The organism is Gellertiella hungarica, from assembly GCF_014197145.1.
Lineage (GTDB): Bacteria > Pseudomonadota > Alphaproteobacteria > Rhizobiales > Rhizobiaceae > Gellertiella > Gellertiella hungarica.
Genome location: NZ_JACIEZ010000008.1, coordinates 153,441 through 178,769, shown reverse-complemented (window position 1 = coordinate 178,769; position 25,329 = coordinate 153,441). Strand labels below are relative to the sequence as shown.

The following is a 25,329-nucleotide window of genomic DNA, read 5'->3' as shown; positions in this document are numbered from 1 at the left end:
CCGAGTTTGGCCGTGGCTGAAGAACATGCTTACGCGGCGTCCGTTCAAGGTCGTAGCGGTGGCGCTGGCCAATAAGATCGCCCGGATGATCTGGGCATTGTTGACCAGAGGTGGAGTTTATCGAGACCCAATAGGAATTGAGGTAGGATCTGCCGCCGTATAAGCGCAGGACCGCCGAGACGAGCTGCCCGGCAACCGCCGGCAGGTAGGGTGCATAACAGACGATGAACCACGGGACGAAATCCCGAAGCAGGACAGGCCGAAACCCGTGACGCGCACAAAGCGCGCCCCCTTGATCCAGCCACCCGTTTCGCGGACTTCATCGAGGCCAGCGGTCATGACCGCACAAGTAGGCCGGACATATGACCGCACCGTTCCCATGTGGTGAAATCGACTGAAGAGCACCTTGCACCGCGGGCCGTTCCACATATCTCGGGTTGGGCATTTTCGGCCCCGGCATCGCCACCGGCCTCGTTTCGGGTGGCCCGCAGCTCGGCGCGGGCGCTGCCGTCGGGACCGGCCTCGCCGTTGGTGGTTCTGCTGTGGCGGCCGGAGGCGCGACCATGCTTGCCGCCAAGGCCGGAGGCGCTGCAATGTCGGGTGGTGCCACCCTTGCACGCGGTAGTGCCGCGGCCGTCGGTGCCGCTTCGTCGGCCTACACCCTCGGCTCGATGGGCGGCTCCGGCGCGGCCGGGATCGCTTCCGGTCTCGGAGGTGTTAGCCGCGCCGGCGCGTCGGCGGCCATCTCGCCTTTGAAGCGCGCCGCCACCCGTGCCGCCGACAGCATGAAATCCAGTTATTCCGATGGCGCGAGAGCCGGGTTCACAGCGTCCGGCGGCAGTTCCTCCATGGGAACGGTCGGGGGCGTCCCGTCACCCGAACAATCCCCTCCTTCAGCCGCTGATGGTTCGCCTGCCTGGGCACAGAAAATGCGCCGCAGCCAAGCGATGAGCCACGGCGTCACCGCCGCCGCCCATGCCGTCCGATCGGGCGACAGCCATGGCCCCGGTTCATCCGTCAGCCTTTCCGAAAGTGACCGCACATGAATATCTTCAAACGACCGACGACCCACTATGGCAAGGTGCCGGAACCCGAAACGCCCTATCAGAAGGCCGCGCAGGCTTGGGACGAGCGCATCGGGTCGGCTCGCGTGCAGGCGAGGAACTGGCGCTATATGGCCTTCGGCTCGCTGATCCTGTCAGCAGGCTTCGCTGCTGCCCTTGTATGGCAATCGGCACAGGGAACCGTCGTGCCTTGGGTGGTGGAGGTCGATAATCTCGGCCAGGCGCAGGCCGTCTCGGCTGCTACGGCGGATTATCGACCGACCGATCCGCAGATTGCCTTCCATCTGGGCGGCTTCATCGAGCAGGTCCGCGCCATCCCAGCCGACGCTATCATCGTCCGCCAAAACTGGCTTCGCGCATACGAATTCACCACGGACCGCGGCGCTGCGGCGCTGAACGACTATGCCCGCGCCAATGATCCGTTCACTCGCGTCGGCCGCCAGCAGGTCGCCGTCGAGGTCTCCAGCGTCATCCGAGCTTCCCCCGACAGCTTCCGCGTGGCGTGGTTGGAGCGGCACTATGAGAACGGTCAGCTTTCCACGACCGAGCGATGGACCGCGATCCTGACCATCGTGATCCAGACCCCTCGCACCGCCGAGAGGCTGCGCACCAATCCCCTTGGAATCTACATCAACGCGATCAACTGGTCACGGGAGATGAGTCAATGAATTCCTCGACTTTCCGTAATGACGCGTTTCCGGCTTTCCGTAAACTCGGCCTTCCGGCTTTGCTGCTTTCCGCCACCATGCTGACCGGCTGCGCGACCAACCGGGCGCCGCAGTTCAGCTACGATGATAACGTGCCGCCGCTGCCTGCCGCGCAGGTGGCCGCCCCGGACAACCGGCCCCGGCCGCTGCATGTGCCCCCGGCATGGACCGTGGCGCGGGGCGGCACCGCAGCCGGCACGCCTACCGGCCGGGTCGAGAACGCAAATGCTGCCGCCCGTGTCGAACCGCGGCGGGAAGGCTACTACAACGCCATCCAGATTTATCCCTGGTCGGAGGGCGCGCTCTATCAGGTCTATGCCGCGCCGGGACAGATCACCAATATCGCGCTGGAGCCGGGCGAGAGCCTGACCGGAACGGGACCCATTGCCGCCGGCGATACGACGCGCTGGATCATCGGAGATACCGAAAGCGGCTCGGGTGCGAACCGCCGCGTCCATATTCTCGTCAAGCCAACACGCGAGGACATCTCGACCAATCTCGTGATTACCACCGATCGACGGGTTTACATGATCGAGTTGCGGGCGCGAGAATCGCTCTACATGCCCTCTGTGGCATGGGCCTATCCCGCACCGCCACCAGGAAGCCGTGTCAACACACCAGCCGCTCCCACCATTCCAGCCGAGGCCGCGCGAAATTACCGCTACGGATTGCAGGTGCGGGGCGATAGCCCACCTTGGCGGCCGGTTTCCGTTTTCGACGACGGTCGGCGTGTCTATGTCGTCTTCCCGCGCGGCATCGTGCAAGGCGAGATGCCGCCGCTTTTCGTGCTCGGCGCGGATGGCGAGCCGCAGATCGTCAATTCCCGTATTCACCAGAACGTGCTGATCGTGGACCGCCTGTTCGGGGCGGCCGAGTTGCGCCTTGGCAGCGGCGACCGTCAGCAGGTCGTCAGGATCGTCCGCATGGAACAGACGCAGGCGGCCACGCAACCGGTCGGCACGTCCACGGGAGGATCGTCCTCATGAGCAAGACCGACACCGCCGCGCCCATGCGGCTGCGCGCAGAAGCCCCCCGCGTCACCCGCCTATCCCGCAAGATGCTGGCTGGCGTCGGAGCCGTCGCCCTGCTCGGCATAGGCGGGGCGCTGATCTACGCACTCCAGACTCGCGATGTCGCGCCGGGTGGCGGCGAACTCTATTCGACCGAGAATCGGCCCACGGCGGACGGCCTGGCCGGCCTGCCGAGTGACTATAGCGGCCCGGTCCTTGGCCCCGCGCTGCCGGGTGATCTCGGTCGTCCGATCCTTGAGGCGCAGAACCGGGGCCAGCCAGTTGCCGCACCCGCCATCACCGCGCCAGCGGTCGATCCAGACGAACAGCGCCGTCTTGCCGAGGAAGAAGCCGCACGGTTGAGCAGCGTCTTTTTCCAGTCCGGCCCGCGCACGGAAGCACCGGCAGGAACGGCTATGCCCAGCCTGGCTGGTCTCGGCGCGCAGCCGGATGCGGCAGGGCAGAACCGTCACGCGGCTTTCCTCAACGGCCCGGTGGACCGGCAGACCGTCGCCCCGGATCGCCTCACGCCCCCGGCATCGCCCTATATTCTTCAGGCGGGCGCCGTCATTCCGGCCGCGCTCATTACCGGCATCCGGTCGGACCTTCCCGGTCAGATCACGGCGCAAGTGACCGAAAACGTCTATGACAGCCCGACCGGCTCGCTGCTCCTGATCCCGCAGGGAACCCGTATCATCGGCCAGTATGATGATGGCGTGACCTTCGGCCAACGCCGCGTGCTCCTTGTGTGGAATCGCCTGATCCTGCCCGACGGCCGGTCCATCGTGCTGGAGCGCCTGCCGGGCGCCGACGCCGGCGGCTATGCCGGTCTTGAGGATGGCGTCGATTATCACTGGTGGGATTTGATGAAGGCGGCTGGCCTCTCCACGCTTCTCGGGATCGGCGCGGAACTGGCAACCAGCGACGAAGACCGGCTGATCCGTGCCATCCGCGAAGGGGCGCAGGACACCGTCAATCAGGCGGGGCAGCAGATCGTGCAGCGCCAGTTGCAGGTTGCGCCGACATTAACGATCCGACCGGGCTTCCCGGTCAGGATCATCGTGACTCGCGATTTAGTGCTCCAGCCGACAGGAGGTTGATCATGACCAAGTTGAAACTCGGCCCGCTGCCCGACGACAAGCCCGTGAAGGTCACACTGGAATTGCCCGCGACGCTTAACCACGACCTGATCGACTACGCCGATGTGCTGGCCCGTGAAACCGGCAAGCCCGTCGCCGATCCCTTGAAGCTGATCGTGCCGATGCTGGAGCGGTTCATCGCCACGGATCGCGGGTTTAGAAAGGCTAAGCGCTCGATACCGCCTGCGAGTAGTCAGAGCTGACGGCGATTGTCCTTGCCAGACTGAGTAGCCGACGAAAGGCGGGGTTATCATTGTTAGTCGACCACACCGCTGAGAATGGCAACAACTCGCCGACGATGGGCTTGTAAACCACCCCAGCGAACCGTGCTGATGTCATGGCCTCGCTCACGACAGTCAATCCTTGACCGAGTGCGACGAGAGCTATGAGATTGTCTCGGCTGGTGTGTTGTACCTTTATTTCGGGATGTCTGCCGAGGTCAGCCAGATATCGAACAAGATAGGCGTGGATTTCTTGTCCTGGCGCTGACTCGCTAACAACGAACGTTTCGTCGTGTAGATCACGCCATTCAAGTTCTTTCCGATTGGCCAATGGATGGTGGGCGGGCAGAACTGCAAATACGCGCTCCTCCCACAGAGGGGTTCGCTCGCACCCCGGCCAATCTCGTGTACCGGCGACAAACGCTACATCGAGGCTGAGATTTCGGATTGCTACAACGTGGTCTGCGGGGTTTCCGTCGACCAACTCTATTGTTACCTGCCCGTGGCGTTGGCCGAAGGTGCCCAACAGTTCCGCGAGGAAGCCGGAAGCAATTGAGGAATAAACGCCAATACGGATTCGACCCTGCTCGGAGCGACCCGCAAGCGCTACGTCGTATGCACCTTCTGCAATGCTCCGCATAGCTTCTCGTGCGCGCCTGAGAAAGCGTCGACCTGCATAGGTTTGAGACACGCCCCAGGAGTGTCGGTGAAATAGTGACGCTCCAATCTGGTCCTCAAGGTCGGCGATACACCGGCTTACTGCCGACTGTGAGAGGCCCAGGCCAATTCCCGCCTTGCGAAAGCTACCTTGTTCGGCCGCCGCCAGAAAATATCTAAGATGGCAAAGCTCGATTGCCTCAACGCTTTTCGACAACACCATTAGGAGACCCTCGCCAATTTAGGCTCAAGCAAGCTGTCGTCGCGCTTATGCGAGTCGGGCCAAGCAAAAGTGCCTGCGGGCTCGTTGCCGGCTCCGCGACGCACGCATAGTGGTGACCGCCAGGGCCTTATGTGTTCGCTATTTCCTGGCGAACGCATCCATAGCGTCGTTGATATAGTGTTTGACATGAAACACTTCCCCTTGCCGCCCTATCGACCATCATGGCGTGCGTTCAGCGATGGATTTATTCTGCCGTCTCCATTGACTCACCCGACGGATGCTCCAAGCGCGTGGACCAAGGCATCCGCCTCCAGCCGAAACCCGTTGTAAACAACGCGGCCGTCGGGCGCGATCACAACAAACCAGGGCGTCCCACCCGTTTGAAACGCCTCCATAATCGCCGGCACGGTTTCGCCTGGCCCCTTACCGGGAGCGGCGTGCCCAAAGGGGATGCTCAGTCCATATCGTGACTGGTTTTCCCGCAAACGGTCGAAGGTGTTCACATCCGAGCCTTCGAACACCGTCTGCACGGCGGCAAAGCCAACGCCTTTGTTTCCGAGATTGTCTGCAAGTGTCACAAGCGTGGGAAAACCATGTGTGTGACAGCCGGCGCACCAGTCTTGAAAGAAATACAGGATCTTGAAGCCCGTACCCAGCTCTTCCAGAGACAGCGGATCACGCTGATTGCCATTCCCATCGATCCACTGAACATTCTCCAACGGCGGAGATGGCGACCCTACAATTCCAGTTTTCATGATGTTCTCCCGTTGGTGGCTCGCGGCATTGCACCGCGAGCCACATACCTGTTAGGCCGCCGTGTCTGTTCGGCGCGGCAGAACCCAGTTGGGGCGCGCGAAATGGCACGAGTATCCGTGCGGGATGCGCTCCAGGTAATCCTGGTGTTCCGGCTCGGCTTCCCAGAAGTCACCTACCGGCTCGACCTCCGTGACCACCTTGCCGGGCCACAAGCCGGAAGCTTCGACGTCCGCGATCGTATCCAGAGCAACATTCTTCTGTTCGTCACTCGTGAAGTAGATCGCTGAGCGATAGCTCTTACCGAAGTCATTGCCCTGCTGATCCAGCGTGGTCGGATCATGGATCTGGAAAAAGAACTCCAGCAGTCGGCGATAGCTGATTTTCTGAGGATCGAAGATGATCTCGATCGCCTCGGCATGCGTTCCGTGATTGCGATAGGTCGCATTGGGCACGTGCCCGCCGGTATAACCGACTCTCGTTGAGATCACGCCCCACTTCTTTCGAATGAGATCCTGCATGCCCCAAAAGCAGCCACCAGCTAGTACAGCACGTTCGGTTGTCATCTAGATATCCTCTACCTGGTTGAGATAGTCACCGTATCCTTGCGCCTCCATCTCCTCGCGTGGGATGAAGCGCAGCGACGCGGAATTGATGCAGTAGCGCAAGCCGCCACGGTCGGTCGGCCCGTCAGGGAAGACGTGGCCAAGATGGCTATCGCCATGTGTCGAGCGCACTTCCGTGCGGACCATGCCGTGACTGGTGTCACGCAGCTCGTTGATGTTCAGCGGCTCGATCGGCTTCGTGAAGCTGGGCCAGCCACAACCGGACTCGAATTTGTCCGACGATGCGAACAAAGGTTCACCCGAGACGATGTCGACGTAGATGCCGGCCTCATCATTGTGGAGAAGAGCACCGGTGCCCGGCCGCTCGGTGCCGCTTTGCTGCGTCACCCGGTATTCCTCGGGTGAGAGCCTTGCGATCGCGGCGTCTGTTTTCTTGTATGTAGCCATGTTTTTCTCCTTCGAATGTCTGCCGCTAAAGTGGCTATTCAATCCGAAGGTGTCCAATACGGCACGGCTATAGTTTCAATGCTTCGCCTCAGTGTTGCCAGCGGTCAAGCCAACGCGATGGTCTACACTACCACCCATGGCGTTCGACCAGCATTCGAAGCTGGCGCAGGACCGCCGCTGTTCCTGAGCCAGAAACTGACTGGAAACCGATCGTCCGGGTAAGGTCGAGCGTTTCAACCGGGCGCAGGGTCAGGCCGGCGACGATGGCCGAGTTTTCGGGCAGCATGCAGACACCGGCGCCTTCGGCCACCGCCTGCTGGATTAGATCCTCCCGTTCAGATCTTAGCCGCGGGACCATGACGATAGCGCGTTCGCGAAGATGCTCGTTGACGCGAGAGCGAAATTCACAATGAAGGCGATCAAGATAAGGTTGCTCAGCGAGTTCGGCGAGCGAGATCACTTCCCGACCGGCTAAAGGGTGCTGCTCCGCCATGGCCAATAACAGCCGCTCGCGGAACATCTCAGCGGTGGCGATCTTGGCGTTACCCGCCATCGGATCGGAACAGAAGCAGCCATCGAGCCGACCGCTCAGCAGACACTCAACGGCCTCTTCGCGGGTGATCGGCCGGACAACCAGTTCGAGCATTGGCAACTGTTGCAGGGCATGGGCGATGAACCCAGTGATTAGCCTTGGTGCAATCGTGTTGACGACGCCCACGGTTAACGTCTCTCGTCTTCCCCGAACCCGATTGAGGGAGAGTGCGCGGACCCGCTGTTCACCTTCCGCTATCGAAGCAAACTCTGAACGGATATCACGGCCTAGAGCTGTGAGACGGCTGTCTTTCCCATCACGATAAACCAGGGTGCCACCCAGTTCCTCCTCAAGTCGTTGGATCGCGCGTGTGAGCGTGGGTTGCGAAACACCGCTGCGCATGGCCGCTTCGGTGAAGTTCAGAGAATCCGCCAGATTCAGGAAATATCGTATCTGATTGAACTCCATGCCTACCGCCGTTCTGTCTATTGTTTCATTACTATGGGGCCGAACGTTTCCATTGGACATGAGGTGCAACGTTTCTCGTCGCAATATCGGCATGTCGTCAGCGCGGAAAGTGGGTCGCTCGCCAGCGCTGCAACCAAGGTCTCGGCGACACTCTCGAAAGCAGCGAGATGCTCGTGTGGCACGTGTCCGACTGCCCACGTCAGCGCTTCTCGACGATGTTCCAGCACCTGTTCGCGCTGTTGTTTCGCGCTGGGCGTCAAGACGAGGTTGAAGGCTCGGCGATCAGTGCGTGAAGGGCGTTTCTCGACAAGCCCCCGTTCTAGCAAACGGTCGACCAACCGGACAGCTCCACCATGCGTGATGGTCAGAACCCGGCTCAACTGTTCAATCGTCATTCCGGGGGCATGACCGATCGCTACCAGGGCGGCAACGGTTCCTCCACCGTCCTGCATTGTTTGCGCAATCGCGGCGTGCATGCGGTCGTTTACCCCTACGGCCAAGGCGCCCAGAAGGTTCACCAGCCGCTCGGAGACGTTTCTATCCATTGCGCTCTCAGCCACACAGCGTTATAAGTATGAGTCAGTCATATATTATCTGCTGCGACAGGTCGAGGTCTGTGTAAAGCGGCCTTTTCAGGCCGGAACATCTCCGCGGGTGTCGACTCACTAGAAGCAAGGGGACTTCGAATGGCTACCAGAGGGTTCACCGGCCGCCCATCGGGAGGAGACCAGTCGGAACGGATTCCGCCCGGTCAACATCTTGTCGACTATTTTCCTGTCCTCACCGCAGGGCCGACGCCGAACATCGAGCCGGGGGACTGGAAATTCACACTCAAGATCGGCCCACGGCCCGTGAAGGCTTGGAATTGGGCGGAGTTCAACTCCCTGCCGATGACGAAGATGACGCGCGACATACACTGCGTGACGTCTTGGTCGAAGCTGAACACCGCATGGGAAGGTGTGCTGATCGACGATATCCTTGCCGACGCCGGAGTCGAGCATCCTACCGACTTCCTTCTCGCCCACAGCTTCGATGGATACTCGACCAATGTCCCGCTAGCGGATCTTGCGTCCGGCAAGGCGATGGTCGCGTTGAAGTATGAAGGAAAAGCGATCCCGCGCGATCATGGAGGACCCGCACGCCTGCTCGTTCCACACCTTTACTTCTGGAAGTCTGCAAAATGGGTGAACGGGCTCCAGTTCACTGAACGCGATGAGCCCGGATTTTGGGAACTGCGCGGCTATCATATCTACGGCGATCCGTGGAAGGAGCAGCGATATTCCGGTGATTGAGCATACCACGCCGATCGGTTGGCAGATCGGAACGATCTCCGAGATCGTCCAACGCACGCCGAGCATCAAGAGCTTTTTTCTGCGTCTGGCACAGCCTTTCACGCATGTCGCCGGACAGCATGTCGACATTCGACTGACGGCCCCCGATGGATACTCGGCGATGCGAAGCTACTCGATCGCATCCGATCCATCTCGCTCTGACACTATTGAGCTCGTCATCGAAAACCTGCAGGGCGAGGTCTCTGCCTATTTCCACGAAGTCGCCGTCGCTGGAGACGAAATTGAACTGCGCGGTCCCCTAGGGGGCCACTTCTTGTGGCCGGAGCACGAAAGCGGCCCAATCCTTTTGATCGGCGCGGGGTCCGGTGTGGCGCCGTTCATGTCGATGATCCGGCACAGGCGCTCAGGCGCACTCACCGTTCCGACAGCGCTTCTCCTCTCCGCTCGTACGAGAAACGACGCCCTATTCGCCGAGGAACTCATTTCCAGCGAAGACGGCGACCCCAACTTCGTACTGGCATTGGCGATTACCCGCGAGGCACCTTGGCGGGCCTCGGATTTTTCGCGTCGGGTCGACGAAGCAATGATCAAGGACGTCGTTGGCCGCATGCCTTCCGCGCCTTCGCATGTCTTCATCTGCGGATCGAACGGTTTCGTGAATGTTGCCGCTGATGGCGTTCTCGCTTCGGGACTGGCCCCGAGTGTGATCAAAACTGAGCGGTATGGGGGGTGAGGGCTCTGGCGGGCGCATCGCGTACAGCACGAAATATTTTCACAAGAGCCGGTCTCTTCCGCCTAACCACGACGGCGCAGCCATCGCTTGTGTTTTGAACAACTCCATCACTTCACAAATCTTCACATAGGCCATGAACGGCGGAAACGCCGGGTCAGCATCTTCGGTTCGTCGCGGCAATCAAGCCGTGGCTGACAAGGAGACATGACATGGCAAAAGAACGTAGCCGCTTTCGTGTGACGCTTCTGGCCAGCGCAGTTGTCGTCGGGGGGCTCGGTCTCATCGGGGCTATCGGAGCAGTACAAGCGCACGGCCCTTTCAATCCGATGAGAGGGTTCGGTCCAGGCTTTTCTGGGCACTTCGCCAGCTCGGTGCTTGAGGAGGCGCTGGTATCGGTCGATGCAACCGACTTACAGCGTGAACAAATCCGCAGCATTCTCGATGAAGCGGGCGCCGAAATACGCTTGAGAATGTCGGAAGCTGGCACTCGCAAGCAGCAGTTCGCATCGCTCCTTGCAGCCGAAACCATCGAGGCTGCGGCTTTTGAAAGCCTGCGTCAGGAAATGCTCGAAACCGGTGACACCGTTTCAGCCCGGGCTCTAGAGGCATTCCTTGATGTCGCAGAGGTACTCACGGCCGAGCAACGAGCAGAACTCATTAGGCGGCGTAGCGGTTTTGGTCACGGCTTTGGGGGCAACTGAATGCGAACGGCGTCAACGCCGGAAGGTCATTTGACGCCGACGCTACTCAGTCCCCAGATTCTTGGAGTTCACCTCAAATGAAAAGTCGTAATGACCGTTATGGCGGCGTAGCCGTCACAATTCACTGGCTCAGCGCGGTCGCGGTCTTCGTGGCGGTCGGCTCGGGCTTCGCAGCAGCAATGGCGGTCGATTCCGCCGATAAGGCACGGTTGCTGCAACTGCATGTTCCCATGGCGACCGCGGTCCTTGTGCTGACAGTTGTCCGTATTGCTTGGTGGCGACTGATGGACTGTAAGCCCGGACCGGTTTTAGGTGTACCAAGATGGCAGGAAAGAAGCGCGCGGGCCGTCCACGCTCTACTCTATATCATCCTCTTTCTTATGCTCGGCAGCGGCATAGCGTTGCTGGTGGTAAGCGGCGCCGGAAATGCCCTGTTCGGCGGTTACGGGACCCTTCCCGATTTCACCCAATTTGCTCCACGCACCGCCCATGGTGTCGGCGCGTTGCTCATCGTTCTTCTTATCGCGGCACATGTCGGCGCGGCGCTTTACCATCAGTTTGTTCGGCGCGACAGTATTTTGCGGCGCATGTGGTACGCACGTTCCGGTTAAATGAGGGAAAGGACGAGGTATGGCGGAGCAAATCCTGATCATCGACGACGATACGCGGCTTTCCGCCATGCTGCGTGACTATCTCCAAGGGAATGGATTCTCGGTTCAGACTGCCGCCAATGCTGCGGCAGGGCTGGCCGAGGCCGGACGCCACAGGGTGGACGCGGTGATCCTTGATGTAATGCTACCTGATCTGGATGGCTTCGATGTGCTGCGCCGGATACGCGCGGCGTCGGACGTGCCGGTGCTGATGCTGACCGCCAAGGGTGATGAGACCGATCGCATCGTTGGTCTGGAGATCGGCGCCGATGACTATCTGCCCAAGCCCTTCAGCTCCCGTGAATTACTAGCCCGCCTTCGCGCCGTGCTGCGCCGCCGCACCGGTGGAGTGAACGCACCCGGCGTTCTGCATTTCGGTCGGCTGGAGATCGACCCCGGATCGCGTGAAGCCAGGCTCGACGGCATACGGTGCGACATGACCGGGCATCAATTCGATATCTTGTTAGCTCTCGGAGAGAGCGCCGGGCGCATCCTCTCGCGCGACCAGTTGCTCGATCGGGTGCGCGGGATCGGGAGCGAGGCTTTCGACCGCTCGATCGATGTGCATGTTTCCCGAATCCGCGCAGCCATCGAGGACGATCCGAAACATCCCCGCCGCATCGTAACCGTTCGCGGGGCGGGCTATGTCTTCGCCCGTCGACAGGAGGAGAACGGCTGACTATGACCAGCCGCCTATTTCTCAAGATCTATCTGACGCTTCTTGGCAGCATCGCGCTTCTCGCGGTCACCGGAATCGCAACTGTGGTGTGGCTGGTCGGATTTGGGAATGATCGAAATCTCTATACCGAACGCGCCGCGGTGCTCGCTGCCGCCTTGCCAGAAGACGCCGACTCCGTAACGCTTCAATCCACGTTGGACCGTCTCGGAATGGCAACTGGGGCAGAGCTGACCGTGCGTGACGCCGACGGCTTAGCTCTCGCGAGCTATCAGCCATCCACACCGCCGGCACCAGGGTTCGATCCCATCACGGTCGCGCTATCTGAGGGCCGGACGCTGGTTGTCAGGCTACAGCCGCCCTTTGGCCCGCCGCGCGGCAATCCTCTTATTTTGCTCCTGGTTGTGAGCAGCCTTACCGCGCTGCTGGCCTGGCCAGTGGTTCATCACTTGACGAAGCGCCTTGAACTTTTACGGCGGAACGTCGAAGCATGGGGTACAGGCGATTTGTCGGCGCGCGCTCCAGTCCAGGGAGGTGATGAAATCGCAGTCGTGGCCAAAACCTTCAACTATGCAGCCGCGCGCGTGGAGGCGTTGATTGCATCCAATCATACGCTGTTGGCCAATGCCAGCCACGAACTGCGCTCACCGCTCGCCAGGCTGCGGTTGGTGATGGATCTGTATGAGCACGATCCGAGCGTTGAGCGGCGTGAGGAAATCTACCGCAACCTCGATGAACTCGACACGCTGGTCGGTGAAATTCTGCTCTCCAGCCGACTGAGCCACACCGATATTACCGATCCGAGTGAGCGGATCGATCTACTGGCTCTCGTGGCCGAGGAGGCCGCGCGATCAGGACTGGAGGTCTCAGGCACTTCAATGGAGGTGCTGGGCGATAGGCGTCTGCTTCACCAATTGGTGCGCAATCTGGTACAGAACGCAATGCGCCATGGCAGACTGCCGGTTGAAATCTCGGTGTCGCATGTGAAGGGTCGAGCGCAACTTGCAGTCTGCGACCATGGTCCCGGTATCCCGGCCAACGACGTCAGCAAGGTCTTCGAGCCCTTCTACCGTCCAGGCGGCTACGGGGAAGCCGCTGGTGGGTGGGGCCTCGGCCTAACCCTCGTCCGGCAAATCGCAGAGCGGCACGGCGGTACGGTTAGGGTTGATACTCGGCCGGGCAAAGGCGCGCTTTTCGTCGTCTCTTTGCCGATGGCGGAAAAGGATGTCGACAAGCACGATGGCGCATAGGGGTGGCGCGACCGCTTTCACACGTTTCTTCAAAAGCCTTGATGGACATTCGCCAATTCTATGATCAGGAAGTCGATCAAAGCTTTCACTTTTGCGGATGGGCGCGGTCCACCTGGTAAGACGGCAAAGATGTCATCACCTTTCATCTCGTACTCAGAAAGAACCTGGCAAAGTGTTCCGGAGCGCAGTTCAGCGGAAGCCATCGCATCGGAGACCATGCAAATTCCTAGCCCGGAAATAGCGCTGGCAAGGATTCCCGAGGCGGAATCGACCTGGAAGCGAGTTTGAACGTTTACCGAGGTCACAGTCCCACTGCGTCGGAAGCTCCAATCCTCGCGACCAACGCCACCCAACCCCAATATGCAGTCGTGATTGGACAGATCGGCTGGGTTATTGGGGACGCCCCGCCGTTCCAGATAGGCCGGTGAGGCCACGACCATCCGTTTGAGGGTGGCCAATTTTCTCGCTCCAAAGCTTGAATCGTCAAGTGTGCCAACGCGAATGGCAAGATCCACTCCATCGGTGACGAGGTTCTGCCGCTCGTCAGACATCGTGATTTCAACGCGAAGATCCGGATGCATCGCCAGAAAGAGCGGCATGCAAGGAATAACCGCCCGCGTACCGTACATCACTGGCATAGCGATCCGGATCACACCGCGCAGGGAATCCGCCCCGCGTGCGGCATCCTCCGCATCCTCCCAGTCATTGATCACAGGTTTTGCACGCTCCAGGAAGATCGCGCCAGCATTCGTCAATGAGAGGTGGCGTGTCGTGCGAAGGAGCAGCTTCACGCCAAGGCGTGCTTCCAGCTCTCTGATGATACGCGATACCGAAGGCTGCGACATACGCAACTCGCGCGCGGCGCGCGAAAAGCTACCCCCTTCAGCAACACGGACAAATACGCTCAGTTCTTGCCATCGGTCACTCATTTGGATTCCGAATAAATGTTCTTCAAAATGAGCTTATACCGACAGATACACAAATAAAATACATCCTCCTTCCGTAAGGTCCACGAAGGAGAAAGCCATGACGTTGCAAGACCAACTTGATGCGTTCCGCGAGAGGTTCGAATCTGGAGAGCTGCCGAGAAAGCCGACCCAGGCCCAACTCGACACGATGCGTCGAGCGACGGCCGACCTGATAGAAAGCGGCCTGGCTGATCGCGCACTCAAGGCGGGCGAAGTCGCGCCGGATTTCAAGCTGGAGGGTGCGGACGGAAACGCTGTCAGTTCGCAGGAGCTGCTGGCAAACGGTCCATTGATCGTCAGCTTCTATCGAGGCGTCTGGTGTCCCTACTGCAACATAGACCTGAAGGCGCTCGAAGCGACACGTCCTGAATTCGAATCTCGTGGGGCGCAGCTCGTCGCCATCTCGCCGCAGACGCCTTCAAACAGTCGCAAGTCGAGGCGGGATAACGGTCTCAACTTCCCGATTCTCAGCGACAAGGGAAGCAAAGTTGCGGCGGCCTTCGGCGTTCGCTTTGCGTTGCCGAGTGATCTCGTCAATCTCTACAAAACGTTCGGCAACGATTTGCCGACCATAAACGACGATCCGTCATGGGTTTTGCCCATGCCTGCACGCTACGTCATCGGCGGCGACCGCGTTGTTGCCTACGCCGAGGTGAATCCCGATTACACGCGCCGACCGGACCCATCCATACTGCTGCCGGTGCTTGAGCGACTGAATTCATCGGTCCTCGCCTGAGTCTCATCTTCGGTTGAACCTCTGGCGCCCGCCCGTAAAGCCGGTTTGCGCCAGAGACGTCCCGTTACCAACCCGCTGTCCAGGACAACGCCGCGTGGTTCGCATCGACGCCCGCTGCTCCGATCGCGCTCGAAATCCAGAATCCAGTAAGGAAAATTTTCAAATGAATAAGCCTCTCGAAAACAAGCTCGCCCTTATCACCGGTTCCTCCAGAGGGATGGGCGCTGCGACAGCAATCCGCCTGGCTAACGACGGCGCCTCGGTTATTGTCAATTACGCTGCTAGCGCGGCGCGCGCCGACGCGGTTGTCGAAGAGATTCGTCGCACCGGCGGCAAGGCAGAAGCAGTCCGTGCCGACCTCACCACTCTCGACGGTATCGCGGTACTGGCCTCTTCCGCTGACACAGCTTTCGGAGGAGCCTTCAGCGGTCGGGTCGATATCCTGGTGAACAGTGCAGGCACCGTCGAATTCGGCCCGTTTCTTGAGTCCTCTCAGGAGGCCTACGACACTCATTTCAATCTCAATATCCGTGCGCCCGTCGAACTGACGAAGAAGCTTGCACCCCGTATGGTACAGGCTGGATGGGGGCGTATCATCAATATCAGCTCGGCCTTCGGCGAAGCGGCGCCCCTCGCTGGCGTCACGCTCTACATCGCCAGCAAGTTCGCACTGAGTGGCTTCACCCGCGGGCTTTCGCGCGAGCTAGGCCCGACTGGTGTGACCGTCAACGGCATCCAGCCAGGCCCGATCGACACCGAGCTTGCACCTCCTCCTGGGACACCAGGCTATGATGCGAACGTGGGGCTCACAAGTGTAGGCCGTTATGGAAAGGTGGAGGAAATAGCCGCAGCTATCGCTTTCCTGTGCAGCCCGGATGCTGCCTTCATCAACGGCGAAAACCTCAACGTCGACGGCGGCTGGAACGCCTGAGAAGTGATCGCGCCAGCATGGCGCGACATGCCTGCTCCGTATGAAAACTATAGTCACAGCACATTGGGAATTCGTTCGTCAGGATGCAATCATAAGCATGGTGTTCGTTGATACTTCCGGGCGCCCCTGATGAGCGAATAACACCAAAGGAGATGCAGATGAGACTAAGAGTATCTGATGTTGTTGAAGCGGTGAACCAGCTCGTAAGCCAAGGTTATGAGCGTGAATACCGCATAAGAGATGGCAGACTTTTTGATCTGGCGCTCGGCTCCGAGCTCGAGACGAGCAACATCCAAGTCGACTCCGCCCTCCGCTTGGTGAGCGGCCGGGATGGGGAGGATGCTTCAAACATCTATGCCATCTCCGACCGAGAGTCCCAAAGCAAGGGATTGCTGGTGGATGCATTCGATATATTCGAGGAGATCGGCAACAGTGGATTGGCCGACCGGCTGCTCGCAAAGCGTGACACGGATGTCGTTGGCGACAACGATGTCCCGAGCAGATACGGCCTACGCAAAGTCTACAAGCGGGAGTTCGATAACGATCCCGAGCGCTACGTACTGCGTATAGGCTTCCCGGACTTTCCTGACTGCCCGTTCGGTCAATCGTACTCGGTGCTCGGCTTTGACACCGCGGAGCAGTCGTATGTGTGGCTGGTCACGAGCATTCTGCGGGATTCCCGACTGAACCGGATTCCATATCAGGGCACGGAACTCCCCGACGACGAGTGAGCACCGTCCGGCCATCAGGTAGCGTCCATGGCCGGTCGTCAGAACCCAGACAATCAGACCCCAAGGAAGAGCAATGATGGACAAGAACCTGATCAAAGAGACCATGCTTTCGCTTGAAGCTGCCGCCTTTCAGAGCGCCCGGGAAGAGTATCTCGACTATGTTGCAGACGCTCGGCTAGATCGCAGCGAGCCGATCGAAAACGATGAGCAAGCCCAGGCTGAAACAGCGAGCGATTTTTCCGAGGCTCTCGATGACACCCTTCACGACTATGGCGACAAGCTCGAAACGTTGAGAAAGATCGACTTTGGCCCGAAGTCGACCGTAACTGCTGGCGCTCTCGTCCGGCTATCGGGTCGCGACTTCGTCATAGCCGTGTCCACCGGCAGATTCACAATCGACGGTCGCGAGATGATGGGGATTTCTACGATGGCCCCGATCTTCGAAGCACTTGAAGGCGCGCAAACTGGCGAAACGGTGGAGTTCAAGGGGCGGAAGCTGGTGGTCGAAGATGTTGCCTAGCGATCGGACGACCGGCGATCCAGTGGCTCTCGGAAAAGGTCCTGGCCAGCGTTACGGATGCGCGGTGCGATCGACGTGCGAGAACGTTGATGGAAATGGTGATTTCGAAACTGCACTAGACGCTTTGCCTTCGGGCTACAGCGAAGGTGTTTACCAGGGCAGGCGGTATGGCGTCAGTGTCCGTCGATCTGACGACGGGCGGCGCAACAGCCTGTTCGCTCGCGAATTGGCGGGAGCCGATATCGTCAGTTTCAATATGTATCGTCTGGGGTCGGGCAACACGTCGCTCAAGCCCTGTGAGATGTCCACTGAGAAGGTGATCGACTTCGTTCGGGGCTTTCGGTTGCTGGGGAGGAAATCTTCATGAGTAGTTTCAAGGCGCTGGTTATAGAAAAGACCGACGACGGCCAGACTGTCGCCCTCAAGGATTTCAAGGTCGCCGATCTGATGGATGGTGACGTCACAATCAGGGTGACCCACTCCACGCTCAACTACAAGGACGGGTTGGCCTTGACCGGCAAGAGCCCGGTGGTGCGCCGGTTTCCCATGATTCCGGGAGTTGACTGCGCGGGTATCGTGGAGGCTTCCGACAACCCTGACTTTCAGGCGGGTGATCGTGTTATCCTCAACGGCTGGGGGACCGGCGAGACGCACTTGGGGTCCTATGCCGAGAAAGCAAGGGTCCGCGGCGACTGGCTTATTCCGCTGCCGAAGGGGCTTACGCCATCTCAGGCCATGGCAGTTGGCACGGCGGGCTTCACCGCAATGCTGTCGGTACTCGCTCTGGAACGGCACGGGTGCAGCCCGGCTGACGGCCCAGCGATCGTGACAGGCGCGGCTGGGGGCGTCGGCTCGATGGCTATCGCCTTTCTCGCCAAGGCCGGCTGGCACGTTGTTGCCTCGACGGGACGTGTCAGCGAAACGGATTATCTCAGTGAACTCGGAGCGACCGAGATTATCGAGCGTTCCGAGCTTTCAGGTCCGGGCCGCCCGCTGGCAAAAGAGCGTTGGGCGGTCGGAGTCGACTCGGTCGGCTCCAGCACCTTGGCCAATCTTCTTTCGAGCATTCAATACGGCGGAGCCGTCGCTGCTTGCGGCCTTGCCGGTGGCATGGATCTGCCAACCTCTGTCGCTCCTTTCATACTGCGAAGTGTGGCACTACTCGGCATCGACTCGGTGAGAGCAAGAAAGTCTTTGCGACTGGAAGCTTGGGATCGGATCGCCCGTGACCTCGACCGTGACAAGCTGGCCGCCATGACCAGTTCCATTCAGCTTGCCGACGTGCAGTCGGCCGCAACCGATATACTGGAAGGCAAGATACGTGGGCGAGTGGTCGTCGACATAGGATGAACGGCGACTGCCGAGCAACTTGTCCAATGATATCAGCGTAGCGACACGCGCCGCGACGCCCAAGCAATGGTTATGAAATGACGAGCATTTTCCCTGAACTATCGTTCTCCAGCATGTCCGCAACAGACTGGCTGGGCGCATTGTTGATTGCGGCGCTCGCGTTCATCCTCGGATTTGCGCTCAATCGCGGTTCGATATGCACCGTGATCGCTACGGCCGACTGGGTGTTGCGTAAGCGGCCTGCCAGATCGATTGCCCTGCTGGAAAGTGCTCTATGGGCGGGAGTTGTCTACGCCATTCTTGACGTCGCACCGTTCATGCCCGCAGGTTGGCTACCGATAGAATATCTGCTTGCGGGTGCAATCCTTTTCGCGCTTGGCAGCTACGTAAATGGCGCCTGCGTTTTCGGATCCATTGGCCATATCGGCAACGGTGATATCCAGGTCAGCCTGGTGTTTGTGGGCATCTTCCTTGTCACCTTCGTCGAACCGATCGCAAAACTACTTCCTGAGCACCCTCCGCTGAGCTTGCCGTTGCTCGGGGGCGCCATGCTGTTCGTTGGGCTGATCATTGTGGTCGTTGGAATCCGATTTTTTCTCGCCCGTCGCGACCGTGCCAACTTCCGTGTTCTTACCGTTTCCATGGGCCTGATTGGCGTAAGCTTTGCAACGCTCGCGAGCGTAGCGCCGCTTTTCTCGATAACGGCCTCCATCGAGGCCGTGGTGAGCGTGCCCGTTGCCGGTGCGGTCGCTGTGATGGGAATGTCTTTGGGGAGCATCGCCTCTTCACTTCTTCGCAACAGAGCGTTCCGCTTCAAGCTTCCGACCTGGGGCGGCATGCTACGTCATCTGACGGGCGGAATTCTTATGGGCCTGGGCGCAGTGCTCATTCCAGGTGGCAATGACACCCTGTTGCTGACCGGATTCCCAGGGGCGGCTTGGCAGGCATTGCTCGCATATGTGGTCATCGTCGGCGTATTGGCCACGCTTATCGCAGGCTTTGGCTCCAAAGCCATGGCGTGGGGCGATTGAGCATAGTTTGAAAGGACCGAATGATGGAAGATATCGACGACATTTGGAAATCCGTGACATCGGCATCTGTTTGTGATGCCCTTGGGCGCATCTGCAACCACCGAGCCCACGTGCTCGATCTCGTCTCTCCGACGCCTGGGAAGGTGCTCTTTGGGCCGGCCGTCACCATGCGTATGCTGCCATTGCGCGATGATCTCTTCGACGAGAATGTAAACAGCTTCTCCCGTCTGTTTTACGAGGCCGTCGGCGCAACACCCAAAGGCAAGGTTCTCGTGTTGGACAGCAGCGGCCATTCGGACGTTTCGGTTGGCGGCGGAACGAAACTTTCGCGGCTGCACAATCTGGAACTCGCCGGCATGATCACAGACGGTCGCCTGCGCGACTTCGAGGAACTCGCGACTTACGAACCAGTCTTCTATTGCCGGGGGACCACGCTAAGGGCTGGAACGGGGGACTTAATGCCTGTCGCAGTAAACGAACCCGTCAATCTCGCGGGCGTAACGGTCGTCCCCGGCGACTACGTATTTGCCGACGGTGCCGGTACGGTCATCCTTCCGGCCGGGCTTGCGCGTCAAGCGCTCAAGGCGGCACAGGAAGTCCAGGCGCAGGACAGCTACTATCTTGACGTCATCCGCGGCGAACTCCCGGCGAGCGACCGCGGATCGGCAAGCGACAAGGCATGACGGGTGGGCGTAGGGGGCAGCTAGCCTGACTACGCCAGAAGTCCCGAAGCCATAAATTGAAACGCCTCAACGGCTCTGGGAAGAGCCGCTCGCGGTTCTTCGCTCGCCGCTACCCACAAGGCGGCCGTCAACGCTGCGCCCGAAAGCAGTCGAGATGCTGCATCAACATCTACCGGCTTGATAGTCCCATCTGAGACCAACCCGGTGACGGCCTGCTTCGTCATTTGGAGACACGCATTCTGGCTCGGCCATTGCGATGGGTCGCCCAGAAAGGCCGGGCCATCCAGTAAAACGATCCGCTGGACTTCGGGTTCAAGTGCCATTTCGATATAGGCAACGCCTTCCGCCAACAATTGCTCCCACCCGCTTTTCTTCCCTAACGCTGCCTTTCGCGCACGCATTGCCATCTCTCCATCGACCTCGGCAACGACGGCGGCCAACAGGCCCTTCTTGTCGCCAAAATTATGGTAGAGGGCGCCTCGCGTCAGCCCTGCATCGGCGGCCAAGTCGTCCATCGACGATGCGGCAAATCCTTTCTCTGCGAACGCTTTGCGCGCTGCCGCGATTAGCTTGGCACGATTCTCTTCCATCGTTTCGACGCGGCTTCGGGGGGGCATGTCCAACCTCTTCTCATATACGGTCCGTATGCAGGTTGACATACGGGCCGTATATGAATTAATTCCACATACGGCTCGTATATCAAATGTGCCAGTTGCTGTGAAGTCCCGCGGCCCGATCGGCCTTATGCGGGAGAAGAGACCTGAAAGGACCATGTCATGCCCCAGCCTCAAGCTGTTTTCCCTGCTGACCGCCACTCACTCTATGAAGCTCATGGATATTCGGCTGCGATCCGTTCTGGCGATCTGCTGTTCGTGTCTGGCCAAGTCGGTAGCCGAACTGATGGCTCACCAGAGCCGGACTATGCCGAGCAGGTTCGCCTCGCCTTCGCCAACCTGCGCGCCACTCTCGCCGCCGGGGGCTGCACGTTCGACGACATCGTCGACGTGACGACCTTCCACACCGATCCCGAGAGGCAATTCGAAACATTTATGACCGTGAAGAACGAAGCCTTCCCGCAAGCTCCGTATCCGAACTGAACGGCCATCGGCGTCAACTGGCTCGCCGGCTTCGACTTCGAGATCAAAGTTATTGCTCGCATTCCTACCGGAGCCTGACGCAGGTTAGGCCGCTACCGCGACAAAGCGTACTCGGGCGGACCATGGCTCGCCTAAGTTGCGCAGCGGTCGGCAGATAGGTCGGCCGCCTCGGCCGGTATAACGGGAGGTCGGCGATCCGCGTGTGGAGTTACGTAACCCGATTTGCCGGATCGCCACCATAAACTCCTTATGCACTACAAGAGACACTGGCCGAGCGACGCATTTCTATGTTTTGGGATATTGATAAATCCCGATATCCAGTTATTGTGATGAGGAGATCAACGACAGCGAACGGAATCCAGACCATGTATCAACCCAGTCCAATCTCCTACGATCAGCACCGCGGATTCCGGCACACGTTCAGGCGTGGAAAGCTCAGCGTCGGCTTGTTTTTCCCTATCGAAGCGTTTGACGGCGATATGCCAACCATGCGCAACCAGGTTGAGCTGGCAAAGCGCTCGGAGGAGCTGGGGTTTTCAACGCTCTGGTTTCGCGATGTGCCCTTGCGCGACCCGAGCTTTGGCGATGTAGGGCAAGTTTTCGATCCGTGGGTCTATCTCGGCTTCATCGCCGCACAGACGTCGAAAATTGCGCTCGGCACCGCATCAATCGCGATCCCCCTGCGCCATCCCCTCCATACAGCGAAGGCCGCAGCTAGCGTGGACCAATTCAGTGAGGGCCGGCTGCTTCTAGGCGTCGCGTCGGGTGATCGACCTGTCGAATTTCCCGCCTTCGGGTTGGATCCTGATAAACGGGGAGAAATCTTTCGCGAGAACTTGGATATCATTCGGCGCGCGCAGCGTACCAGCTTCGAAACCCTGCAATGGGGTCGCGGACTTCTCGCAAACGCTGACTTGATCCCGAAACCGACGACGAATGAAATTCCGTTCTTCGTGACCGGAAACAGTCGTCAATCGCTTGAATGGATCGCGCGGGAAAGCAGCGGATGGATAACATATCCACGCCCGCCTCAGGCGCAGCAGCAAGTCGTGGAGAGCTGGCGCCAGACAGTCGCGACGCAAGTGGGCGACGTCTACAAGCCATTCCTCCAGTCCCTTTACATCGATCTCGACACGCATCCCGCGACGCCTCCGACTCCGATCCATTTGGGGTTCAGGCTTGGGAGAGACTATCTCCTGAAGCTGCTGGAAGCCCTCGAGGGGATCGGTGTGGATCACGTCATCCTCAATCTCAAATACGGTCGTCGACCAGCTCCCGAAGTCGTCGAAGAGCTTGGCTCGCACATCGTGCCCCGGTTTGGCGCCCAAGCTGCCTGAGCCGGTACATGTCATGGGGCGCGAAGTCCCGAAAACAGCAATTCAAAGCAATTCTCCAATGGTGGAGATCGTCAAAGAAGGAGATACGTCATGACCAAGGTCTTGGTATTGGGCGCTGCCGGCAAGATAGCGCGCCATGCGGTGAGTCAATTTGTCGATGAGGAAGGTCTCGACCTGACCCTTTATCTGCGAAGGTCCGAGCGCCTGCGAAATCTGGCAGGAGATCGCGTCGAGATTGTTGAGGGTGACGTCACCGACACCGACCACCTGCGACAGGTCGTAGAAGGCAAGGACATCGTCTATGCCAATCTGGGAGGGGACGACATTGAAGACCAGGCAAGGTCAGTCGTCGCGGCACTGGAAGCGGCGGGTGTCGGTCGCCTGATCTGGATATCGACCCTGGGCATTTACGACGAGGTCCCAGGGGAGTTCGGTAAGTGGAATCACCAGATGCTCGACGGGGGATACCTGGAGCCCTACAGCGCGGCTGCTCAGGTTATCGAGGCTTCGAAGCTGGACTATACCATCGTGCGGCCGGCGTGGCTCACCGACGTCGACGAGGTGGAGTATGAGCTTACCCAGAAGGGCGAGCCCTTTAAGGGCACGGAAGTGTCCCGCAAGAGTATCGCCGACCTCGTGGTGAAACTGTCGCTGGACCCGACGCGCTATGTGCGCGGTTCAGTCGGTGTCAACAAGCCCGGCACCGAAGGCGACAAGCCCTCGTGGTACTAGCCCCTTCACGGTCAGCCAGCGGGAACCGGTTTGGATTCCTGCTGGTCGTGAAGATTGGCGGTCCGTTGCATACGATACCGAGGTATCGTAATATCGTGAAAAATCTCTACGGCGGAAGATCATGGCTATCGATGTCAGTGAAGCCCTCAAGGCACTCGACAATCCAGCTCGCTTGGCAATCCTGGCCAAGCTCAAGGAGCCACGAAAGAACTACCCCGAACAGGATGTCGATCCCGACGAAGTTGGGGTATGCGTGAGCATCATCCAGGAGCGCGCTGGCTTATCCCAATCGACCATTTCGCAATACTTGACGGCTTTGCAACGCGCAAAGCTGGTTACATCGCGCCGGGTCGGGCCTTGGACGTACTATAAGCGTAACGAAGAGAACATCGCTGCGTTCTTAAAAGAGTTGCATGACCTGATTTGAGATCCGTAGCAGCTCGTCTGCACGATTCCCCCAGATGCTTCTACGCTGAGTTCGCGGTGCTCTCTCTGCACCTGCCAGATTCTCGAAGACTAGGGAAATTGAAGGAAGAATAGCGCCGCCCCCACCACCCGGCTCCGTCCTTCCTCTAAGCTGCTGTCTGAAAAAGATTTGTGAGAAAGCTTTGGACTTCACCTACAGCTTCCTCAGCGGTGACCATCGACGGTTTATTGCAAGAGGCTCGCAAGTAAAGATGGTTGCGCCCTCCCGCAACCATCTTTACCGGCGTCGATCGCAAGTTATGATCGACGCCGGTCCCCGCAACCATCTTTACTTGCTCGGGCAACAAGTGAAGATTAGATCCTGCCCCCGCAACCAAATCCCCAGACATACAAAAAGCCCGCAACGGTAAAACCAAGGCGGGCTTTCTTGCGTCCAACAACCAGATCCCAAAAACTCAAACCGATCCGATCAAGCCACCATCAACACGGATCTTGCTTCCCGTAACATACGAACTGCAAGCAGAAGACAGGAAAATGGGTTTCGGATCTATCTTCTTGCGATCCGGGTGTCGTTATCGGCTGCGACCGGGGCAGATCATTGCATGATGAAGGTCGGCGTCCCTCAGACAGCAGGACGTGCGGAGATGGTGGAACGGTAGCGCCCCGCGCTTAGCCCGAAGCGCGCCTTGAACAGGCGGCAGAAGTGGGACACATCGCTAAAACCATAGATGTAGGCGACTTCGGTCACGCCATGCCTGCCCCGCTGGAGCAGTTCGGCGCAGGCCAGGAGGCGCATTTCCCTCCAGAACTCGAGGGGGCTCAAGTCCAGATCGCGGCGGAAACAGCGGTAGAGAACGGAGCGGCTGACGCCGAGCGACGCGCATAGTTCGCTTATCTCGCAAGGCCGGTCCATCCGATGCTCCATGAAACGAACGGCCTCCTGAGTGAGACGCGCAGATTTTGCAACGGCTTCTCCCAGAGGGCCGAGACTGGCGCGAAGGCGCACCGTTCCCGGACGGAACAAGAGATAGTCGTAGGCCTTCGCGGCGTAGTGCGGCGCGGAGAACTGACGGATGAGATAAGCCGCAACCTCTATGGAGGCCACGCTTCCCGGGCAGGTTATGATGTTTCCGTCGGCGATGTAGTTTTCGCTGCTGGTGGCACTGGCCTTCGGGAACCGATCCTGGAACCGGGTGAGGACTTCGAAGTGCAGCGCGCACCGCCTTCCGTCGAGGAGGCCGCACTGGCCCAGAATGAAACTGCCGGTACAAAGGCCGACGACGGGAATGCCACGTTCGGCTGCACGGCGTATGGGCTCAAACGCGCTCCTGGGCAAGCCGTCCATTTCCGAGAGAAGACCGCCGCAGACGACGAGGCCGTCGAAGCCATCGATGTCAGCCAGCGCCTTTTGCTGGCCTACCTCCAGTCCGCAGCTCGCTCTCACCGGCTCGGGGGTAATCGAGAGAAACTCCCAGGCGAAATAGATCTGACGACTTCGGTCCTCCCTGTCTGCGGCAAGGCGCAGGGCGTCGACGAAGCTGGCCATGGGGGTCAAGGTGAAGCCCGGACAGAGGACGATCGCAATCCGCATGTAGGGCAGGTTTCGCTTTTCCGGTCTCTGCCGGGTTGTGGGCTGCGTCATCCTCAGTCCCGCTTCGCTTCGGTTGATTGGCACGCATGTTCAATTATTGGAGACGC

Annotated in this window: 29 protein-coding genes and 3 pseudogenes; 23 read left to right on the top strand and 9 right to left on the bottom strand. The window is 59.5% G+C overall.

The window, feature by feature from the left end:
- From GGR23_RS23265 to GGR23_RS17590, 6 genes and pseudogenes are all read left to right on the top strand, one after another.
- Positions 1 to 163, top strand: a pseudogene (locus GGR23_RS23265) (IS110 family transposase); the annotation flags it as partial.
- A 268-nt stretch (positions 164 to 431) separates the two neighbouring features.
- Positions 432 to 1,046: pseudogene (locus tag GGR23_RS17610) on the top strand (TrbL/VirB6 family protein); the annotation flags it as partial.
- A complete protein-coding gene (trbF, locus tag GGR23_RS17605) occupies positions 1,043 to 1,732 on the top strand; it encodes a conjugal transfer protein TrbF (RefSeq protein ID WP_058097624.1) in 690 nt (229 codons plus the stop codon). The pseudogene GGR23_RS17610 and the gene trbF, both read left to right, overlap by 4 nt.
- Positions 1,729 to 2,757, top strand: coding sequence for a P-type conjugative transfer protein TrbG (gene trbG / locus GGR23_RS17600; protein ID WP_183367633.1), 1,029 nt, complete (start codon positions 1,729 to 1,731; stop codon positions 2,755 to 2,757). The genes trbF and trbG overlap by 4 nt, the downstream gene beginning before the upstream one ends.
- Positions 2,754 to 3,881: a TraB/TrbI/VirB10 family type IV secretion system protein gene (locus GGR23_RS17595; RefSeq protein ID WP_183367632.1), complete on the top strand. Its 1,128-nt coding sequence runs from the start codon at positions 2,754 to 2,756 to the stop codon at positions 3,879 to 3,881. The genes trbG and GGR23_RS17595 overlap by 4 nt, the downstream gene beginning before the upstream one ends.
- 2 nt (positions 3,882 to 3,883) lie before the next feature.
- Complete coding sequence (locus GGR23_RS17590) at positions 3,884 to 4,123, top strand: DUF2274 domain-containing protein (RefSeq protein WP_058096406.1); 240 nt, start codon at positions 3,884 to 3,886, stop codon at positions 4,121 to 4,123.
- Here GGR23_RS17590 and GGR23_RS17585 read toward each other — a convergent pair.
- The 6 genes from GGR23_RS17585 to GGR23_RS17560 all read right to left on the bottom strand — a co-directional run bounded on the left by GGR23_RS17585 (position 4,086) and on the right by GGR23_RS17560 (position 8,332).
- A complete protein-coding gene (locus GGR23_RS17585; RefSeq protein ID WP_082657959.1) occupies positions 4,086 to 5,021 on the bottom strand; it encodes a LysR family transcriptional regulator in 936 nt (311 codons plus the stop codon). The two genes, GGR23_RS17590 and GGR23_RS17585, sit on opposite strands and share 38 nt — an antisense overlap.
- Before the next feature lie 266 nt (positions 5,022 to 5,287).
- Complete coding sequence (locus GGR23_RS17580) at positions 5,288 to 5,776, bottom strand: peroxiredoxin family protein (protein ID WP_183367631.1); 489 nt, start codon at positions 5,774 to 5,776, stop codon at positions 5,288 to 5,290.
- 51 nt (positions 5,777 to 5,827) lie between these two features.
- On the bottom strand, positions 5,828 to 6,340 hold the full coding sequence (gene msrA / locus GGR23_RS17575; protein WP_183367630.1) for a peptide-methionine (S)-S-oxide reductase MsrA: 513 nt from the start codon (positions 6,338 to 6,340) through the stop codon (positions 5,828 to 5,830).
- Positions 6,341 to 6,787 carry a peptide-methionine (R)-S-oxide reductase MsrB gene (gene msrB, locus GGR23_RS17570; protein WP_036749127.1) on the bottom strand — a complete coding sequence of 149 codons (447 nt, stop codon included), beginning with the start codon at positions 6,785 to 6,787 and terminating at the stop codon, positions 6,341 to 6,343.
- A 127-nt stretch (positions 6,788 to 6,914) separates the two neighbouring features.
- The gene (locus GGR23_RS17565; RefSeq protein WP_036749130.1) at positions 6,915 to 7,787 is read right to left on the bottom strand and encodes a LysR family transcriptional regulator; all 873 of its coding nucleotides are present in this window, start codon (positions 7,785 to 7,787) and stop codon (positions 6,915 to 6,917) included.
- Positions 7,788 to 7,804: 17 nt separating this feature from the next.
- Positions 7,805 to 8,332 carry a MarR family winged helix-turn-helix transcriptional regulator gene (locus GGR23_RS17560; protein WP_082657960.1) on the bottom strand — a complete coding sequence of 176 codons (528 nt, stop codon included), beginning with the start codon at positions 8,330 to 8,332 and terminating at the stop codon, positions 7,805 to 7,807.
- 141 nt (positions 8,333 to 8,473) lie between these two features.
- Between GGR23_RS17560 and GGR23_RS17555 the strand changes: the two genes are divergently transcribed.
- The 6 genes from GGR23_RS17555 to GGR23_RS17530 all read left to right on the top strand — a co-directional run bounded on the left by GGR23_RS17555 (position 8,474) and on the right by GGR23_RS17530 (position 13,089).
- On the top strand, positions 8,474 to 9,079 hold the full coding sequence (locus GGR23_RS17555; protein ID WP_058096408.1) for a molybdopterin-dependent oxidoreductase: 606 nt from the start codon (positions 8,474 to 8,476) through the stop codon (positions 9,077 to 9,079).
- Positions 9,072 to 9,812 carry a ferredoxin reductase gene (locus GGR23_RS17550; RefSeq protein ID WP_343066699.1) on the top strand — a complete coding sequence of 247 codons (741 nt, stop codon included), beginning with the start codon at positions 9,072 to 9,074 and terminating at the stop codon, positions 9,810 to 9,812. The genes GGR23_RS17555 and GGR23_RS17550 overlap by 8 nt, the downstream gene beginning before the upstream one ends.
- A 209-nt stretch (positions 9,813 to 10,021) precedes the next feature.
- On the top strand, positions 10,022 to 10,513 hold the full coding sequence (locus GGR23_RS17545) for a Spy/CpxP family protein refolding chaperone (protein WP_183367628.1): 492 nt from the start codon (positions 10,022 to 10,024) through the stop codon (positions 10,511 to 10,513).
- 77 nt (positions 10,514 to 10,590) lie between these two features.
- Positions 10,591 to 11,124: a cytochrome b gene (locus tag GGR23_RS17540; protein WP_082657961.1), complete on the top strand. Its 534-nt coding sequence runs from the start codon at positions 10,591 to 10,593 to the stop codon at positions 11,122 to 11,124.
- 19 nt (positions 11,125 to 11,143) lie between these two features.
- Positions 11,144 to 11,842 carry a response regulator gene (locus tag GGR23_RS17535; protein WP_183367627.1) on the top strand — a complete coding sequence of 233 codons (699 nt, stop codon included), beginning with the start codon at positions 11,144 to 11,146 and terminating at the stop codon, positions 11,840 to 11,842.
- A gap of 2 nt (positions 11,843 to 11,844) precedes the next feature.
- On the top strand, positions 11,845 to 13,089 hold the full coding sequence (locus GGR23_RS17530) for a sensor histidine kinase (protein WP_183367626.1): 1,245 nt from the start codon (positions 11,845 to 11,847) through the stop codon (positions 13,087 to 13,089).
- 29 nt (positions 13,090 to 13,118) lie between these two features.
- Here the strand turns inward: GGR23_RS17530 and GGR23_RS17525 are convergent, their stop codons facing one another.
- Positions 13,119 to 14,018 (bottom strand): LysR family transcriptional regulator, encoded by a 900-nt coding sequence (locus GGR23_RS17525; RefSeq protein WP_183367625.1) that lies wholly within the window; start codon positions 14,016 to 14,018, stop codon positions 13,119 to 13,121.
- A 97-nt stretch (positions 14,019 to 14,115) separates the two neighbouring features.
- Between GGR23_RS17525 and GGR23_RS17520 the strand changes: the two genes are divergently transcribed.
- The 7 genes from GGR23_RS17520 to GGR23_RS17490 all read left to right on the top strand — a co-directional run bounded on the left by GGR23_RS17520 (position 14,116) and on the right by GGR23_RS17490 (position 20,039).
- Positions 14,116 to 14,793: a peroxiredoxin-like family protein gene (locus GGR23_RS17520; protein WP_183367624.1), complete on the top strand. Its 678-nt coding sequence runs from the start codon at positions 14,116 to 14,118 to the stop codon at positions 14,791 to 14,793.
- Between the two features lie 94 nt (positions 14,794 to 14,887).
- The gene (locus GGR23_RS17515; protein ID WP_210297006.1) at positions 14,888 to 15,724 is read left to right on the top strand and encodes an SDR family oxidoreductase; all 837 of its coding nucleotides are present in this window, start codon (positions 14,888 to 14,890) and stop codon (positions 15,722 to 15,724) included.
- Positions 15,725 to 15,882: 158 nt separating this feature from the next.
- Positions 15,883 to 16,455: a hypothetical protein gene (locus GGR23_RS17510; RefSeq protein ID WP_058096417.1), complete on the top strand. Its 573-nt coding sequence runs from the start codon at positions 15,883 to 15,885 to the stop codon at positions 16,453 to 16,455.
- Positions 16,456 to 16,531: 76 nt separating this feature from the next.
- The gene (locus GGR23_RS17505) at positions 16,532 to 16,975 is read left to right on the top strand and encodes a hypothetical protein (RefSeq protein WP_183367623.1); all 444 of its coding nucleotides are present in this window, start codon (positions 16,532 to 16,534) and stop codon (positions 16,973 to 16,975) included.
- A gap of 363 nt (positions 16,976 to 17,338) precedes the next feature.
- Positions 17,339 to 18,325: an acrylyl-CoA reductase (NADPH) gene (acuI, locus tag GGR23_RS17500; protein WP_058096419.1), complete on the top strand. Its 987-nt coding sequence runs from the start codon at positions 17,339 to 17,341 to the stop codon at positions 18,323 to 18,325.
- Positions 18,326 to 18,402: 77 nt separating this feature from the next.
- The gene (locus GGR23_RS17495; RefSeq protein ID WP_246365728.1) at positions 18,403 to 19,356 is read left to right on the top strand and encodes a YeeE/YedE thiosulfate transporter family protein; all 954 of its coding nucleotides are present in this window, start codon (positions 18,403 to 18,405) and stop codon (positions 19,354 to 19,356) included.
- 23 nt (positions 19,357 to 19,379) lie between these two features.
- Positions 19,380 to 20,039: an RraA family protein gene (locus GGR23_RS17490; RefSeq protein WP_183367622.1), complete on the top strand. Its 660-nt coding sequence runs from the start codon at positions 19,380 to 19,382 to the stop codon at positions 20,037 to 20,039.
- A 29-nt stretch (positions 20,040 to 20,068) separates the two neighbouring features.
- Here the strand turns inward: GGR23_RS17490 and GGR23_RS17485 are convergent, their stop codons facing one another.
- Entirely contained in the window at positions 20,069 to 20,656 is a 588-nt protein-coding gene (locus GGR23_RS17485; protein ID WP_183367621.1) for a TetR/AcrR family transcriptional regulator, read from the bottom strand.
- Between the two features lie 159 nt (positions 20,657 to 20,815).
- On the opposite strand from GGR23_RS17485, the pseudogene GGR23_RS17480 reads away from it, so the two are divergent.
- From GGR23_RS17480 to GGR23_RS17465, 4 genes and pseudogenes are all read left to right on the top strand, one after another.
- A pseudogene (locus GGR23_RS17480) lies at positions 20,816 to 21,214 on the top strand (RidA family protein).
- A 287-nt stretch (positions 21,215 to 21,501) separates the two neighbouring features.
- Positions 21,502 to 22,473 (top strand): LLM class oxidoreductase, encoded by a 972-nt coding sequence (locus tag GGR23_RS17475; RefSeq protein ID WP_183367620.1) that lies wholly within the window; start codon positions 21,502 to 21,504, stop codon positions 22,471 to 22,473.
- A 90-nt stretch (positions 22,474 to 22,563) separates the two neighbouring features.
- Positions 22,564 to 23,205, top strand: coding sequence for an SDR family oxidoreductase (locus GGR23_RS17470; RefSeq protein ID WP_183367619.1), 642 nt, complete (start codon positions 22,564 to 22,566; stop codon positions 23,203 to 23,205).
- A gap of 127 nt (positions 23,206 to 23,332) precedes the next feature.
- On the top strand, positions 23,333 to 23,632 hold the full coding sequence (locus tag GGR23_RS17465; protein ID WP_425486195.1) for an ArsR/SmtB family transcription factor: 300 nt from the start codon (positions 23,333 to 23,335) through the stop codon (positions 23,630 to 23,632).
- A 621-nt stretch (positions 23,633 to 24,253) separates the two neighbouring features.
- On the opposite strand, the gene GGR23_RS17460 is transcribed toward GGR23_RS17465, so the two are convergent.
- A complete protein-coding gene (locus GGR23_RS17460; protein ID WP_183367618.1) occupies positions 24,254 to 25,273 on the bottom strand; it encodes a GlxA family transcriptional regulator in 1,020 nt (339 codons plus the stop codon).
- Between the last annotated feature and the right edge of the window lie 56 nt (positions 25,274 to 25,329).